The sequence below is a fragment of the Rhodopseudomonas sp. RCAM05734 genome (assembly GCF_052658035.1).
Genome location: NZ_CP199742.1, coordinates 1,727,674 through 1,742,707, shown reverse-complemented (window position 1 = coordinate 1,742,707; position 15,034 = coordinate 1,727,674). Strand labels below are relative to the sequence as shown.

General features: G+C 66.4%; 13 protein-coding genes and 1 pseudogene. 5 read left to right on the top strand and 9 right to left on the bottom strand.

Annotated features, from left to right (window positions below; all coding sequences use genetic code 11):
* Positions 1 to 8: 8 nt before the first annotated feature.
* Positions 9 to 665, bottom strand: coding sequence for a glutathione S-transferase (locus tag ACUXVA_RS08360; protein WP_265083875.1), 657 nt, complete (start codon positions 663 to 665; stop codon positions 9 to 11).
* A gap of 157 nt (positions 666 to 822) precedes the next feature.
* On the opposite strand from ACUXVA_RS08360, the gene ACUXVA_RS08355 reads away from it, so the two are divergent.
* From ACUXVA_RS08355 to ACUXVA_RS08345, 3 genes are all read left to right on the top strand, one after another.
* Positions 823 to 1,386 carry a TetR/AcrR family transcriptional regulator gene (locus ACUXVA_RS08355; RefSeq protein ID WP_265080729.1) on the top strand — a complete coding sequence of 188 codons (564 nt, stop codon included), beginning with the start codon at positions 823 to 825 and terminating at the stop codon, positions 1,384 to 1,386.
* Between the two features lie 232 nt (positions 1,387 to 1,618).
* Entirely contained in the window at positions 1,619 to 2,545 is a 927-nt protein-coding gene (locus ACUXVA_RS08350; protein WP_445491621.1) for a sulfite exporter TauE/SafE family protein, read from the top strand.
* 2 nt (positions 2,546 to 2,547) lie between these two features.
* Complete coding sequence (locus ACUXVA_RS08345; protein ID WP_265083877.1) at positions 2,548 to 3,327, top strand: TIGR02186 family protein; 780 nt, start codon at positions 2,548 to 2,550, stop codon at positions 3,325 to 3,327.
* A 153-nt stretch (positions 3,328 to 3,480) separates the two neighbouring features.
* Here the strand turns inward: ACUXVA_RS08345 and ACUXVA_RS08340 are convergent, their stop codons facing one another.
* Positions 3,481 to 4,809 carry an NRAMP family divalent metal transporter gene (locus ACUXVA_RS08340; protein WP_445491619.1) on the bottom strand — a complete coding sequence of 443 codons (1,329 nt, stop codon included), beginning with the start codon at positions 4,807 to 4,809 and terminating at the stop codon, positions 3,481 to 3,483.
* Between the two features lie 126 nt (positions 4,810 to 4,935).
* Positions 4,936 to 5,865 (bottom strand): DMT family transporter, encoded by a 930-nt coding sequence (locus tag ACUXVA_RS08335; RefSeq protein ID WP_265080730.1) that lies wholly within the window; start codon positions 5,863 to 5,865, stop codon positions 4,936 to 4,938.
* Between the two features lie 95 nt (positions 5,866 to 5,960).
* On the opposite strand from ACUXVA_RS08335, the gene ACUXVA_RS08330 reads away from it, so the two are divergent.
* Complete coding sequence (locus ACUXVA_RS08330) at positions 5,961 to 6,824, top strand: LysR family transcriptional regulator (RefSeq protein WP_265080731.1); 864 nt, start codon at positions 5,961 to 5,963, stop codon at positions 6,822 to 6,824.
* A gap of 2 nt (positions 6,825 to 6,826) precedes the next feature.
* Here the strand turns inward: ACUXVA_RS08330 and ACUXVA_RS08325 are convergent, their stop codons facing one another.
* The 4 genes from ACUXVA_RS08325 to pcaF form a co-directional block, all read right to left on the bottom strand.
* Positions 6,827 to 7,558 (bottom strand): alpha/beta fold hydrolase, encoded by a 732-nt coding sequence (locus ACUXVA_RS08325; protein WP_445491616.1) that lies wholly within the window; start codon positions 7,556 to 7,558, stop codon positions 6,827 to 6,829.
* A 119-nt stretch (positions 7,559 to 7,677) separates the two neighbouring features.
* Positions 7,678 to 8,259 (bottom strand): protocatechuate 3,4-dioxygenase subunit alpha, encoded by a 582-nt coding sequence (pcaG, locus tag ACUXVA_RS08320; RefSeq protein ID WP_265080732.1) that lies wholly within the window; start codon positions 8,257 to 8,259, stop codon positions 7,678 to 7,680.
* Complete coding sequence (pcaH, locus tag ACUXVA_RS08315; protein WP_265080733.1) at positions 8,256 to 8,960, bottom strand: protocatechuate 3,4-dioxygenase subunit beta; 705 nt, start codon at positions 8,958 to 8,960, stop codon at positions 8,256 to 8,258. The genes pcaG and pcaH overlap by 4 nt, the downstream gene beginning before the upstream one ends.
* A gap of 149 nt (positions 8,961 to 9,109) precedes the next feature.
* Positions 9,110 to 10,318, bottom strand: coding sequence for a 3-oxoadipyl-CoA thiolase (gene pcaF, locus ACUXVA_RS08310; protein ID WP_265080734.1), 1,209 nt, complete (start codon positions 10,316 to 10,318; stop codon positions 9,110 to 9,112).
* A gap of 211 nt (positions 10,319 to 10,529) precedes the next feature.
* On the opposite strand from pcaF, the pseudogene mutS reads away from it, so the two are divergent.
* Positions 10,530 to 13,260, top strand: a pseudogene (gene mutS, locus ACUXVA_RS08305) (DNA mismatch repair protein MutS).
* A 150-nt stretch (positions 13,261 to 13,410) separates the two neighbouring features.
* Here the strand turns inward: mutS and ACUXVA_RS08300 are convergent.
* Positions 13,411 to 14,205 (bottom strand): hypothetical protein, encoded by a 795-nt coding sequence (locus tag ACUXVA_RS08300; RefSeq protein WP_265080736.1) that lies wholly within the window; start codon positions 14,203 to 14,205, stop codon positions 13,411 to 13,413.
* Positions 14,206 to 14,393: 188 nt separating this feature from the next.
* Complete coding sequence (locus ACUXVA_RS08295) at positions 14,394 to 14,903, bottom strand: OsmC family protein (RefSeq protein WP_265080737.1); 510 nt, start codon at positions 14,901 to 14,903, stop codon at positions 14,394 to 14,396.
* Positions 14,904 to 15,034 lie beyond the last annotated feature (131 nt).

Sequence of the window (15,034 nt, the reverse complement as noted above, 5' to 3'; positions counted from 1 at the left end):
CGCGCCGCTCAAACTGGGGCTTCGGCCGGTTCTGACATCGTCACCCGGTTCCTGACGCTGGGGCGCTCCTGCATCCGCGCGTACCAGGCTTGAAGAGTTGCGCACTCCGCCGGCACTGGGAGCTTCACAATGTCCGCAAAGATCAGACCGCCGATGACCGTGATGTCGGCCATCGAGAACACCTCGCCGGCGACGAACGGCCGGGTTCTCAGGATGCCGTCGAAGTAGTGCATTCCTTTCAGCGCCTTGTCGCGCTGACGGAAACCCCATTCGGCGTTCTGATAGACCTCGACGGCGGGTCCCAGCCCGCGCGTCGCATGATGGAAATAGACGCTGACGGCGTCGAGCAGCTCCAGCTCGGCGCGCTTGCTCATCATGTGGATCATGCCCTTTTCCCGCGGAGTCCGGCCGGTGAGCGTGGGAGCGCCATCGAGCGCATCGAGATATTCGGTGATCGCCGTGCATTCGCCGATGAAGGTTCCGTCGTCGAGTTCGAGCACCGGCAGCGTGCCCGAGTAATTCCGGGCGAGATGTTCTGGCTGCTTGTGCTCGCCCTTGAACAGGTCGACGGTCACAAAGCGGACGCGCGATTGCAGGTCCTTTTCGGCCAGCGCGATGCGAACGCGCGCCGGATAGGGGCCGGTTGGCCAGTCGTAAATCGTCATCGCCGCGGGTCTGGTTGATCCGATATCGACCATGTCAGCATCCACCTTCATTCTCCCTACCTATCAGTTGGTAGGCATCGTTTTAAGGTTGTGAAGTCTGACAGTCAACGCCTATCTATCACTTGGTAGGCACAGATGATGAGACTGAGGATTGGGCATGAGTTCAAATTCCAAGGAAGCTATCCTGGCGGCAGCCAAAGGCACTGCTCAGGCGCACGGCTACGGCGGCCTGAATTTTCGCGATCTCGCGGCAGAAGTCGGCATCAAGGCCGCGAGCATCTACCATCACTTCCCGAGCAAGGCCGATCTCGGCGCAGCGGTCGCAAAACGCTATTGGCAGGACACAGCGGCGGCCCTTGAGGCTCTGCTGGCCGGATCCGCGGATCCGGCAGATGCCCTGCGCCGATATCCCGATACGTTCCGCAGGGCGCTGACGAACGACAATCGCATGTGCCTGTGCAGCTTCATGGCCGCCGAAGTTGACGACCTGCCCGACGCGGTGAGGAAGGAGATCCAGAGCTTTGCCGACGTGAATGTTGCCTGGCTCGGCAGGGTTCTGACCGCTGCAGCCGTGGTCAGTTCCGGCGAGAGCGAGCGGCGCGCGCGCGCCATCTTCGCCGCCGTCGCCGGCGCCCAGTTGATGGCGAGGAGCCGGTCGGACATCTCGCTCTATGACGCGACCATCGATAGCTACCGGGACGCTGGTCTGCTGCCGGCCTAGCAGGAGATCTTCCAATGATCGTGAGACGACAGCCGCGCGTTAATCTGAATCATTCACCACCTTGGAAATTGCCTGACGAAGCGGAGCCGGAAACCCGCCTTCGACGGATTCTTTAATCCCGCCAGCGGGCGAATTCGTCTATGCAGGGAGCGCGGCGCGCGACCCGCGCCACCAAGAAACAGGCTGTGAGCGGCGCAAGCCCTGCTCACGACCACATCCGAAGCGAACGCGCGTGCAGCTTTTCCTTCCGATCGCCGACATCCCGGTCAACGTGTTTCTCGTCCTCGCGATGGGCGCGGCGGTCGGGTTCGTGTCCGGCATGTTCGGCATCGGCGGCGGTTTCCTGATGACGCCGCTCTTGATCTTCATCGGCATCGCCCCCGCGGTCGCCGTCGCCTCGGTGACCAGCCACATGGCCGCCTCGTCGTTTTCCGGCGCCCTGACCTACTGGCGCCGCCGCGCCATCGATCCCGCGCTGGCGCTGCTGCTGCTGTCCGGCGGCATTGTCGGCACCATACTCGGCGTCTGGTTCTTCACCGTACTGCGCGCACTCGGTCAGCTCGACCTGATGATTGCGCTGTCCTACGTGGTGCTGCTGACCACGGTAGGCGGGCTGATGTTCTGGGAGGGCGTGCGCGCCATCCTGCGGGTGCGGCGCGGCGTCGCCGTGCCGCTGCGCCGCTCCGGCAGCCATGGCTGGATCCACGGCCTGCCGCTGAAGATGCGCTTCAAACGCTCCAAGATCTATCTGTCGGTGATCCCCGTCATCGTCGTCGGCCTGCTGATCGGCTTCATCGGCACGGTGATGGGCGTCGGCGGCGGCTTCATCCTGGTTCCGATCATGATCTACCTGCTGCGGGTGCCGACCTCTACGGTGATCGGCACCTCCATGGTGCTGACGCTGGTCACCATGATCTTCGCCACCGTGCTGCATGCGGTCACTAACCATCTGGTCGACGCCGTACTGGCGCTGATCCTGATGATCGGCGGCGTCACCGGGGCGCAGTTCGGCGCCCGCGCCGGCCAGAAGATCCGCGGCGAGAATCTGCGGCTGCTGCTCGGCCTGCTGATCCTGATGGTTGGCATCCGCTTTGCCATCGAGCTGGTGGTGCAGCCCGGCGACCTCTTCACCATCCGCGAGACCGGAGGCGCGGGATGAGCATGCGCGCCGCCCTGCTGTGGACCTGCGTCATGCTGGCAGGAAGCGCGATCTCCGCGCCGGCCGCCGCCGAGCGGCTGATCGTTTCGGTGTCGAACCACCGGGTCACGGTGACGCCGAACTATTCCGGCGAGGAACTGGTGCTGTTCGGCTCGGTGGAAAAGGACGACAGCACCCCGGCCAAATCAGGCAACTACGACCTGGTGGTGACCGTCAGCGGACCGCGCGCCGATCTGGTAACCCGGCGCAAGGAACGCAAGTTCGGGATCTGGATCAACACCGACTCGCGCCAGTTCCTGCAGGTGCCGACCTATCTGGCGGTGTTCGCCAACCGGCCGCTCGACGCCATCGCGCCGCGGGAGGTGCAGCGCCGCCAGCAGCTCGGGCTCAACAATATCCTGCTGACCCAGCGGGTCGGCTCCGACTACGCCGACGTGGTGGCCACCGACCCGTTCCGCAGCGCCTATGTGCGGCTGCGCACCGAGCACGGCCTGTATCGCGAAGCCACCTCGGCGGTGACGTTCCTGACCCCGACCCTGTTCCGCACCGGCATTCCGCTGCCCGCCGAAGTCCCGATCGGCACCTATGAGGTGGAAATCAAGCTGTTCGCCGCGGGCGCGCTGGTGACCAAGGCTGATACCGCCTTCGACATCGTCAAGGTCGGCTTCGAGCAGTTCGTCGCCAATTCCGCGCGCCAGCACGCCTTCGTCTACGGGCTGTTCACCGTCTTCATGGCGCTGATGACCGGATGGATGGCGTCGGTGGTGTTCAGACGGGATTGAGTTTCAAGGCAGCCGACGAGCACTGCGCTGTGTCCCTCTCGGTTGTCGTCACCCGCGAAAGCCGGTGACCCAGTACACACAGGCCGGCGTTTACTGGGTCGCCCGGTCCCGGCGCGCAAGTGCGCGCAGGGCCGGACGACGACATCAGAGGTCCTACATAAAAAATCCCACGCCCATCGCCACGACGCTCAGGGCCATGGCGACGGTGGAGGCCCAGCCGAACCAGTACAGCGGCCCCCGGATGACGAACTCCTCCATCACGTCGCGGCGGCGCGACATGATCATCAGCAGCACCATGACCGGCACTGCCAGCACGCCGTTTATCACCGCGCTCCAGTACAGCGCCGAGATTGGATTGATCGGGGTGAAGTTGAGCCCGATGCCGATCGCGCCGGACAGCGCCAGCACGCCGTAGAACGCCGCCGCCTCTCTCGGCTTGCGCGCCAGACCCACCCGCCAGCGACGGCCCTCGCCCACCGCATAGGCCGTCGATCCCGCCAGCACCGGAATCGCCAACAGGCCGGTGCCGACGATGCCGAGCGCGAAGATCACTTCGGCGAAGGCGCCGGCGACCGGCTTCAGCGCCTCGGCGGCCTGCGCCGAGGTCTGGATGTCGGTCTTGCCGGTGGCGTGCAGCGTGGCCGCCGCGGTGATGATGATCGACAGCGCGATCAGATTGGAGAAGGCCATGCCGACGATGGTGTCGGCTCGGATGCGGGAAAACTCCTTCGCCGCTTCCAGCGGCGCCTCGATCAGCGGATGCTTGTCGGGATCGACGCGCTCGTCCTCGGCCTCCTGCGACGCCTGCCAGAAGAACAGATAGGGCGAGATGGTGGTGCCGAGGATCGCGACGATGGTGGTGAGATAGTCGGCGCTCCAGCTCATGCGCGGCACGAGGATGCCGGTCAGCGCCTCACCCCACGACACCTTGGCCACCGCCAGCGCGCCGACATAGGCGAACAGGCACAGGGTCAGCCATTTCAGCACCGCGACGTAGCGTTTGTAGTCGAAGAAGATCTGGGCCGCGACCGAGATCACGCCGAAGAACACCACGTAGAGAATCGCATGGCCGCCGACCAGCAGCTTGCTGGCGTCGGCCATGGCGCCGAGGTCGGCGGCGATGTTGATGGTGTTGGCGACGAACAGCAGCGCCACCACGATATTGAGCAGCGTGGCCGAATAGTGTCGGCAGACATTGCCGGCGATGCCGCGCCCGGTGACGCGGCCGACCCGCCCGGAAATCTCCTGGATCGCCGCCATCAGCGGGAAGGTCAGCAGCATGGTCCAGCCGATGCCGTAGCCGAGTTGCGCGCCGGCCTGGCTGTAGGTACCGATGCCCGAGGGATCGTCGTCGGAGGCGCCGGTGATCAGGCCGGGCCCGAGGGTCTTGAGAAAGCCCTTCAGCCGGAACGTGCCAAGACGCTGTTCGGCGAGATTTGTCTGCAGGCTGGCCGGCGGATTGGTCTCGATATTATCCGACATTCAAACTGTCCTGCGTGATCGGCCCACGGCAAACGTGCGTCGGCAGGTAACGTTCCGAATCAGGAACCCGCAAGAGGCCTGATCGCCATCTCGGCGTCAGCCGCCTTGATGGTGCGGGGACACGGTCTACTCCTGTCGCAGGGGAGACGGCGAACCCGCTGCGGGCCGCGTCACCAGGTAGACGCCGAACGCCACCGGCACGATGCCCAGGAGGTCGCGGGCCTCGACATGCTCGCCGAGCACCAGCCATGCGAACAGCATGCCGAGGGGCGGCATGACGAAATGCCAGGCACTCGCCGCGGAAGCACCGCACACTTTCAGCATGTGGAACCAGAGCAGGTAGGCGACAATCGAGCCGCCCAGCGTCAGGAAGGCAAAGGCGCCGAGCAGCCGCGCGCTCGGCACGATCGCGCCGACATCCGACACCGAGAAGGCAATCGGGATCAGCACCACGCCAGCCACCAGATTCTGGATGCCGTTGCCGATCCACAGGCTGCCCTTCGGCGCCAGCACCTTGAACAGGATGGTGCCGGCGACAATGGAGGCGAGCGACGCCAGCGTGAACAGGATGCCGTGCAGGCTGTCGGTCCCGACCGCGATCCGATGCCAGACGATGGAGGCCACGCCCGCGATGCCCAGCAGAAGACCTGCGACCTTGCGCCATGTCAGCGGCTCCTTCAGCAGCAAAGCGGCCAGCACCGCCGTGAACACCGGATTGGCGCTGACGATCAGACCGCCGAGGCCGGCCGAGACGGTCTGCAGGCCGGTGTAGCCGAGCCCGAGATACAGCGCGTTGTTGGCGATGCCGATGACGGCAAAGGCGGCGACGTCGCGCCACGCCATCGCGACAGCGTCGCGGCGCAGCGCGGAGATGCCGAGGATCAACACGCCGGCCAGCGAGAACCGCGCCGCCAGCAGGATCAGCGGCGGGCAGTCGGTGACCGCGATCTTCCCGGCCACGAAGGCGAAGCTCCACAGCAGGCAGAACGCGGCGATGACGATCGGCATCGGATCGAAGGCGCGGCGGGTGACGGCGAGCGGGGCTGCGAGCGACATGGTCATTCTCCTGTGGGGAGGATGTAGGCGCCCGCCTTGTCAGTGAGAAATTAAATGATAGAATACTTATCAGTGGAAAAATGAATGATGCACCCATGTTCGATCTCGAACTGCTGAAGAGCTTCGTCTCGGTGGTGGATTCCGGCGGCTTCACCCGCGCCGGCGAACGCGTCCACCGCACCCAGTCCACCGTCAGCCAGCAGATCAAGCGGCTGGAGGACGACATCGGCCGTCCGCTGCTGAACCGCAGCGGCAAGCAGGTGGTGCCCACCGAGTGCGGCGAGAAGCTCTTGTCCTATGCGCGGCGGTTGCTGGCGTTGGCCGAGGAAGCCCGCGACGTGCTGGCGCAGCCGGAGCACGAAGGCGCGGTGCGGCTCGGCATTCCCGAGGATTTCGCCGCCTATCGGCTGACAAAACTGCTGGCGAGTTTTTCACGATCGCGGCCAGGGCTGCGGCTCGACGTGCGCGCCGACCAAAGCGTCTATCTGCGCCGGGACCTGGAGCGCGGCGACCTGGATCTGGCGCTGATCAAGCGCCTCGCCGGCGACAAGGGCGGCATCGCATCATGGCCGGAGCGCATCCACTGGGTCACCAGCAAGTCGCATCCCAGCCACGCCAAAGCCGAGTCGGTGCCGCTGATCTTCTTTCCCACCGGCTGCCTGTACCGCACCGGCGCGATCCATGCCATCGAGGCCGCCGGGCGGCGCTGGCACATGGCCTATACCAGCTCGAGCCTGTCCGGCATCCAGGCCGCGGTGGCGGCGGGGCTGGGCCTGAGCATTCTGCCGGAGATGGCGATCCAGTCCGACCACGCGGTGCTGACCCGGAAAGACGGCTTTGCGCCCATCGATCGTACCGAAGTGGCGCTGATCGCCGCCCCCGGCGCCAGCCCGGCGACGCTGCGGCTGGCCGACCGGCTGGCGGAGTTCTGCAACGCCATCCAGGCCAAGGCGGCATAGGATCAGCGACCGATAAATTCCGTGAGCAGCGCGGTGATATCGGCCGGCCGGTCCAGACTCGGCAGATGGGCGGTGCCGGCCAGCATCTGCCCCGCTCCGTTCGGCAGCGTCGAAGCGATGTGACGGCTGCGCTGTTGAATATGCGGGAACTCGAACTCCCCCCAGATCACCTGCGACGGAGCCCCTATCTCGCCGAGGCGGCTATAGGTCTGCTCGCTATCGCGATCCGTGCCGGGCGGCGACGCACGCAGCGCGATGCCGTTCATGTCGAGGAACAGCCGGCGCGCCGGACCGCCCACGCGGCCCTCGGGGGCGAGCGGGCCATCGAGAAACAGCCGCGCCTTGATGGCGTTGACACAGTCGAGATCGCCGGCCTGCTGGGCCTCCGTCAACCCGGCCATCAGGTCCGCAACGGCCGGCGGATAGACCGCCTCCGGTGCGCCGGCGATGCCCGGTGCGATCAGAAACAGGCCAAGGACTTGTGACGGATGGCGCAGCGCGGCGTCTAACGCGATCCGTCCACCTTGAGAACAGGCGACGAGGATCGCCGGCTTGCCGTCCGCCGTGGCGTCGAGCACCGCCATCAGGTCAGCAACTGCGGAAAAGTCTTCCGGCTCGCCGTGCGTTGCGCCGAAGCCGCGCCGGTCGTAGGCGATCGCCTTGTGGCCGGCGCTGACGCCATCGAATTGCCCGCGCCACATCCGGCTGTCGCAGACCGCGGCATGCAGAAACACCACGGGGTCGCCGCTGCCGGCGACATCCACCGCCAGCGTGGCGCGGCCCGACCCAATTCGATGCGTGGACATTATGTGCATTTTCCGCACCTCCGCCGGGCGGGCGGAGGCCTCGCAACTCACACGTCGAAGAACACCGTCTCGTTGTCGCCCTGCAGGTGGATGTCAAAGCGATACACGCCCGGTGCGGTCTTCTTGGCTATCAAAGTGCCGCGGCGGTCGGCGGGCACCTGGGCCATCACAGCATCGCTCGCCGTCGACGGCTCGTCGTCGAAGTAGATGCGGGTGATGCTCTGCATGGTCATGCCGCGGCCGAAGACCGCTAGCAGGATATGCGGCGCCTGCGGCTGGCCGTCGGTGCCGGCCACCGCGCCGGGCTTGATGGTATCGAACGAGAACATGCCCTCGGTGGAGGTGCCGCAGCGGCCAAAACCCTTGAAGCTGGCATTGGACAGAGCGCGACCGTCCTGCGGATCGGAGAAGCGGCCCTGGGCGTCGGCCTGCCAGATCTCCAGCATGGCATCCGGCACGATGGCGCCGTCGCCATCATAGACAAAGCCTTCGACGCGAATGCGATCGCCGGACACGTCCGCGGTCACCAGATTGTTGGTGAAGGCGTCGTTCCAGGCGTAGCGGCCGGTCGGGGTCAGGCCATAGGCGAAGAACGGGCCGACGGTCTGCGAAGGAGTGATGCCGGTCACGACTTGTTCTCCATGGGCGTGGCGTTGCGCCCGCGCAGCACGATGTTGAAGCGATAGGCCAAAGCCCAGCCGGGTTCGGTGTGATCGAGATCGAAGTCCGACACCATGCGCATCCGCGCCTTCTCGTCGGTCACCGAATTGAAGATCGGATCGAACGGAAACAAGGGATCGTTGGGGAAATACATCTGCGTCACCAGACGCGACACGAAAGCGTGGCCGAACACCGAGAAGTGGATGTGCGCCGGGCGCCAGGCGTTGTGGTGGTTGCCCCACGGATAGGCACCGGGCTTCATGGTGATGAACCTGTAGTTGCCCTGCGCGTCGGTGACCGCGCGGCCGGCGCCGGTGAAGTTGGGATCGAGCGGCGCCGGATGCTGGTCGACCACATGGATGTAGCGGCCGCAGGCATTGGCCTGCCACAGCTCCACCAGCGTGTTCGGCACGCCGCGGCCGTCCTCGTCCAGAACCTGCCCGAACACGATGATGCGTTCGCCGATCGGCTCGCCTGCATGCTGGGTGGTGAGGTCGGCATCGCCGGGCCGCACGGTCTCGTGGCCGTAGGCCGGGCCGGTCAGCTCCGACAGCGACTGCTTGATCATGATCAGCGGCTTCTGCGGCGACCGCTTGACCGTGCTCTTGTAGCCGGGCGACAGCCTTGGTGCGTGCGCAATGTTGCTTTCGACGGGATAGATCAGCGTCATGCTTTCCTCCAGATCACGGTGACCTCATGGTGAGGAGCGCGTCTTCGCGCGTCTCGAACCATGAGGAGTGTGGCCCTCATCCCGTACGAATGGCGATGCCATTCGCAGGAGATGCGCGCAAGAGCGCGCTCTTCAGGATGAGGACGGTGTCAGTTCAGCTTCTCGATCGCCATGGCCACGCCCTGGCCGACGCCGACGCACATGGTGGCCAAAGCGAGCTTGCCGCCGCGCTTCTCCATGCCGTGCACCGCGGTCATGGCGAGGCGGGCGCCGCTCATGCCGAGCGGGTGGCCGAGCGCGATGGCTCCGCCATGCGGATTGACGAAGTCGGCGTCTTCCTTGACACCGAGCTGGCGCAGCACGGCGATGCCCTGCGAGGCGAAGGCCTCGTTGAGCTCGATCAGATCGAAGTCGCTGATCTTCAGCCCGAGCCGTTCCATCAGCTTCTGCGTCGCCGGCACGGGGCCGATGCCCATGATGCGCGGCGCCACGCCGGCCGACGCGAGGCCGAGAATGCGCGCACGCGGGGTCAGGCCGTATTTCTTCACGGCGGCGGCGGAAGCGAGGATCATCGCCGCGGCGCCGTCATTGACGCCGGAGGCATTGCCGGCGGTGACGGTGCCGTCCTTGCGCACGATCGGGCGCAGCTTGGCGAGGCCTTCCAGCGTCGTTTCCGGGCGCGGATGCTCGTCCTTGTCGACGGTGGTTGGACCGGCCTTGCCGCCCGGCGCCATCACCGGGATGATCTCCTCGGCAAAGTAGCCCGATGCGATGGCACGGCCGGCGCGCTGCTGCGAGGTGATGGCAAAGGCGTCCTGGTCGGCGCGCGAAATCTGGAAGTCCTGCGCGACGTTCTCACCGGTCTCCGGCATGGCATCGACGCCATACTTCTCCTTCATCAGCGGGTTGATGAAGCGCCAGCCGATGGTGGTGTCGAAGATCTCCGCCGAGCGCGAAAATGCTTCGGTGGCCTTGCCCTGCACGAACGGCGCGCGGGTCATGGATTCGACGCCGCCGGCGATGGCGAAGTCGATCTCGCCGGCGCGGATGGCGCGGGCAGCGGCACCGACGGCGTCGAGGCCGGAGGCGCACAGCCGGTTCAGGGTCAGACCGGGCACCGACGCCGGCAGTCCGGCCAGCAGCAGCGCCATGCGCGCGACGTTGCGGTTGTCCTCGCCGGCCTGGTTGGCGCAGCCGAAATAGACCTCGTCGATGCCATTCCAGTCGATGCCGGGGTTGCGCTCCATCAGCGCCTTGATCGGGCTGGCTGCGAGGTCGTCGGCGCGGACCTTGGCGAGGGAGCCGCCAAAGCGGCCGATCGGGGTGCGGACGGCGTCGCAGACAAATACATCGCTCATTGGAGTCTCCCTGAAGGCGCCATCCCCAGGGGACCGCCGATTTGGAGGTGTTTTAGGAAGGCACACCCGGCCCGTCAAATGCTCGCTGTCAGGAAGGACCGCTTTCGCGCCGGAGCCGATATGCGCGGAGGTTGTCCGAAGGCGGGGAAAACACCCGCAATTTCCCGATCCCCTGTGATGGCCCCGGTAAAATTTGCTAGCGTCCGCCGCCATGACGATCCAGCAGAACATCCCGGCTCCCGAGCCCGCCGCACCGCCCGTCGAAGACACCACCAAGGTGTCGCCGATGATGGAACAGTATCTCGAAATCAAGGCCGCCAATCCCGGCCTGCTGCTGTTCTACCGGATGGGCGACTTCTACGAGATGTTCTTCGAGGACGCCGAGATCGCCTCGCGGGCGCTCGGCATCGTGCTGACCAAGCGCGGCCGGTTCCAGGGCGCCGACATCGCCATGTGCGGCGTGCCGGTGGAACGTTCCGACGACTACCTGCACCGGCTGATCGCGCTCGGCCACCGCGTCGCGGTGTGCGAGCAGATGGAGAACCCGGCCGAGGCGCGCAAGCGCGGCAACAAGAGCGTGGTGAAACGCGACGTGGTGCGGGTGGTGACGCCGGGCACGCTGACCGAAGACACCCTGCTCGACGCGAAGACCAACAACTACCTGCTGGCGATTGCCCGGGCGAAGGGCTCCGCCGGCACCGACCGCATGGGTCTCGCCTGGATCGACATCTCCACCGCGGAATTCAACGTCACCGAATGCAGCGTGGCCGAGCTCGGCGCCACGCTGGCGCGGATCAATCCCAACGAGGCCATCGTCACCGACGCGCTGTACAGCGACCCCGACCTCAGCCAGGCTGCTGCGCGAACTGCCGGCGGTGACACCGGTGACCCGCGACGTGTTCGACGGCGCCACCGCGGAACGCCGGCTGTGCGACTATTTCGCTGTCGCCACCATGGACGGGCTCAGCGCCCTGTCGCGGCTCGAAGCCGCCGCGGCGGCCGCCGCCGTCACCTATATCGACCGCACCCAGTTCGGCAAACGCCCGCCGCTGTCGCCTCCATCACGCGAGGCCGCCGGCACCACCATGGCGATCGACCCCGCCACCCGCGCCAACCTCGAACTGACGCGCACACTCGGCGGCGAGCGCAAGGGCTCGCTGCTCGACGCCATTGACGGCACCGTGACCGCCGCCGGCTCGCGGCTGCTGGCACAACGCCTCGCAGCCCCGCTCACCGACGCCGCCGCGATCGGCCGCAGGCTCGATGCGGTGGCGGCGTTCGTGGCCGACAGCGCGCTGCGCGACGACATCCGTTCCGCGCTGAAGGCCGCCCCCGACATGTCGCGCGCGCTGGCGCGACTGACGGTCGGCCGCGGCGGACCGCGCGACCTCGCCGCCTTGCGCGACGGCGTGCTGGCCGCCGAAAAGGTGCTGGCGCGGCTGTCCGGCATCGACAGCCTGCCGGCCGATATCGCGGCGGCGATGGACGCGCTGCGCCGATCGTCGCGCGAACTGGCCGATACCTTTACCCGCGCACTCGCAGAAGAGCTGCCGCTGATGAAGCGCGACGGCGGCTTTGTCCGCGAGGGATTTGAAGCCGCGCTCGACGAGACCCGCAACCTGCGCGACGCCTCACGGCTGGTGGTCGCGGCAATGCAGGCGCGCTACGCCGACGACTGCGGCGTCAAGGGCCTCAAGATCCGCCACAACAACGTGCTCGGCTATTTCGTCGAAGTGACCGCGCAGCACGGCGACAAGCTGATGACGCCGCCGCTGAATGCCACCTTCATTCACCGCCAGACGCTGGCCGGGCAGACCCGCTTCACGACCGCCGAACTCGGCGAGATCGAGGCCAAGATCGCCAATGCCGGCGACCGGGCGCTGGGACTCGAGCTGGAAATCTTCGACCGGCTGCAGTCGATGGTGATGGACGCCTCCGACGACCTGCACGCCGCGGCGCATGCCTTCGCGCTGCTCGATGTCGCGACCTCGCTGGCCAAGCTCGCGGTCGACGACAATTATGTGCGCCCGGACGTCGACATGTCGCTTGGCTTCGCCATCGAGGGCGGCCGCCATCCGGTGGTGGAGCAGGCCTTGCGCCGCGACGGGAATTCCTTCGTTGCCAATGCTTGCGATCTATCACCCGGTCCGGCGCAAAAATCCGGCCAGATCTGGCTGATCACCGGCCCCAACATGGCCGGCAAATCGACGTTCCTCCGGCAGAACGCGCTGATCGCGCTGCTGGCGCAAATCGGCAGCTACGTGCCGGCCAGCCGCGCCCGCATCGGCATTGTCGATCGCCTGTTCTCCCGCGTCGGCGCCGCCGACGATCTGGCGCGCGGCCGCTCGACCTTCATGGTCGAGATGGTCGAGACCGCGGTGATTCTGAACCAGGCGAGCGAGCGCGCGCTGGTGATCCTCGACGAGATCGGCAGGGGCACCGCGACCTTCGACGGCCTCTCCATTGCCTGGGCCTCGATCGAGCATCTGCACGAGAGCAACCGCTGCCGTGCTTTGTTCGCGACACACTATCACGAACTGACCGCGCTGTCGGCCAAGCTGCCGCGGTTGTTCAACGCCACGGTGCGGGTCAAGGAATGGCACGGCGACGTGGTGTTCCTGCACGAGGTGCTGCCGGGCTCGGCGGATCGTTCCTACGGCATCCAGGTCGCGAAGCTCGCCGGGCTTCCTGCGCCGGTGATTGCGCGTGCAAAGTCGGTGCTGGCAAAGCTGGAAGCACAGGACCGCGGCCAGAGCGCGCGAGCGCTGGTCGACGATCTCCCGCTGTTCGCGGTCCCTTCACGCTCCGCGGTGGAAATCGTACCACCGACCGAGGCCGAGCAGCTCATCGAGGCACTGAAAGCGATCCATCCCGACGAAATGTCGCCGCGCGATGCGCTGGACGCACTCTATGCGCTGAAGGCGAAACTGCCGAAGGGGTGAGGCACGTGTCCCGGACGCGCTGCAGCGTTCTTCACGCTGCCGCGCAGATCCGGGACCCAAAAGCCAATCGAAATTGATGGGCCCCGGATCTGCGGTGCACCACGCCGCGAAGTGCGGCGCAGTGCACCGCGTCCGAGGAATGTGTCGCTTCTATCGCGCCACCCGCCATCGTCCCAACGACCACAGCCCGAGATTCCAGACCACGCAGATCGCCAGCGCGAGGCACAGCGCGGGCGCCGAGCCCAGTCGCACCGCGGTGAGGTTGAGCACCATGATCGACAGCACAAACCCCATCAGGCCCCAGCCGCTGTTGGCGATCACCGCGGCGGTCGGCACGCCGCCGATCCGCGGGTGCATCAACACGATCATGCTGGTGAGCGCCACCGGATAGAGCGCCAGGATGCCGCTGCCGGCCGGCCCGATGGTGTGCGACAGTGTCACCACAGTGGCGACTAGCGTTGCGACCAGCACGGCGCGCAACGGAATGTCATACCAGAGCCGCGTCACCAGCGGCATCCGCGCATGGCGATAGCGCGCCATCAGCGGCAGACAGACCGCAAAGGCCAGCGCATTGGCCAGGACTCCGGCAGTGAGCGACCAGTCGAAGCTGCGCACCAGCGCCGCCAGGGCGAACCACACCAGCACCGCGGCACCGAGACTGACCATCACGCTGCGGCGCTGCGCCAGCCATACATAGGTCAGGCAGAAGAACATGGTCGCGGCGTTGACCGGGATGCTCGCCAGTGTGCCCTGCGCGATGAAGGCGGCGTCGTGATCCATCGCCAGGAAGACATAGGACGGCCCGGCCGAGATCGGCAGCGTCGCCACCAGCGCGCCGATCACCGGTCCGGAGCGTTCGATGATGATCGAGGCGCTGACCACGAAGGCGGCGGTCACCGCCATGCGCAGCAGCAGCGTCAGGGCAAAGGCAAGTTCGGGGGACATCGCTTCTTTCTTGCCCCCCTCTCTTTGAGGAGGCGGAGGGTCGGCGTGCAGCACGCGAAACGTGATGCGCGTCGCGGTGGCGACTGCGATAGTTGCGGAACTGAGGAATCACCCGCCCGTATCGTTTCGCGGGATGCACTACGCGATACGCCCCTCCCCCTCAAGGGAGGGTGAAGATGCGCCGTGTCCTACACCCGCGTCATCGATACCGACATCTGCGGACCGTTCCTGAGGCTCTGATAGACCACGCAATAGCGTTCGGTCAGTTTCAGCAGCAGATCGAGCTTGTCCTGCGGCGCGTCGGTATCGACCTCAAAGCGCAGCCTGATCGCCTTGATGCCGACGGGGGCTTCCTTGTCGAGGCCGAGGGTGCCGCGGAAATCGAGATCACCTTCCGCAATGACGATGCCGGAGCGCAGGGGGACTTCCACCGCAGTGGCTACCGACTTCAGGGTGACGCCGGCGCAGGCGACCAAAGCCTCCAGCAGCATGTCGCCGGAACACAGTTCGAGGCCGGAGCCGCCGGCGCCGGGATGCAGCCCGGCGACACCCAGCGCACGCCCGGTTTCCAACTTGCAGGCAATGCCCTCGCTCTCAAGCGAGCCGCTCGCCGTCAGTGTGATGAGGGCGGCGGCGGGATCCGACCTGTAGCGCTCCTTGATCGGGGCCTGCGTCGCGCGAAGGGTGGCGGCGTCCATGAGCTGTTCCTTGTCCTGCCCGCCAGATATAGCGCTTTGCCGCGGGCCCGACTACATGACGATCACGCGGTCGCGGCCGGCCCTGCCGTGCTGCATTGCACCAATCCGGCACGCCCGGCTGCCCGCGACCG

Coding starts and splice junctions, on each gene's coding strand:
- ACUXVA_RS08340 (WP_445491619.1), bottom strand. CDS start 4,809: ATGTCGGATAATATCGAGACCAATCCGCCGGCCAGCCTGCAGACAAAT.
- ACUXVA_RS08345 (WP_265083877.1), top strand. CDS start 2,548: ATGCGCGCCGCCCTGCTGTGGACCTGCGTCATGCTGGCAGGAAGCGCG.
- pcaF (WP_265080734.1), bottom strand. CDS start 10,318: ATGAGCGATGTATTTGTCTGCGACGCCGTCCGCACCCCGATCGGCCGC.
- ACUXVA_RS08335 (WP_265080730.1), bottom strand. CDS start 5,865: ATGTCGCTCGCAGCCCCGCTCGCCGTCACCCGCCGCGCCTTCGATCCG.
- ACUXVA_RS08355 (WP_265080729.1), top strand. CDS start 823: ATGAGTTCAAATTCCAAGGAAGCTATCCTGGCGGCAGCCAAAGGCACT.
- ACUXVA_RS08300 (WP_265080736.1), bottom strand. CDS start 14,205: ATGTCCCCCGAACTTGCCTTTGCCCTGACGCTGCTGCTGCGCATGGCG.
- ACUXVA_RS08330 (WP_265080731.1), top strand. CDS start 5,961: ATGTTCGATCTCGAACTGCTGAAGAGCTTCGTCTCGGTGGTGGATTCC.
- ACUXVA_RS08295 (WP_265080737.1), bottom strand. CDS start 14,903: ATGGACGCCGCCACCCTTCGCGCGACGCAGGCCCCGATCAAGGAGCGC.
- pcaH (WP_265080733.1), bottom strand. CDS start 8,960: ATGACGCTGATCTATCCCGTCGAAAGCAACATTGCGCACGCACCAAGG.
- ACUXVA_RS08360 (WP_265083875.1), bottom strand. CDS start 665: ATGACGATTTACGACTGGCCAACCGGCCCCTATCCGGCGCGCGTTCGC.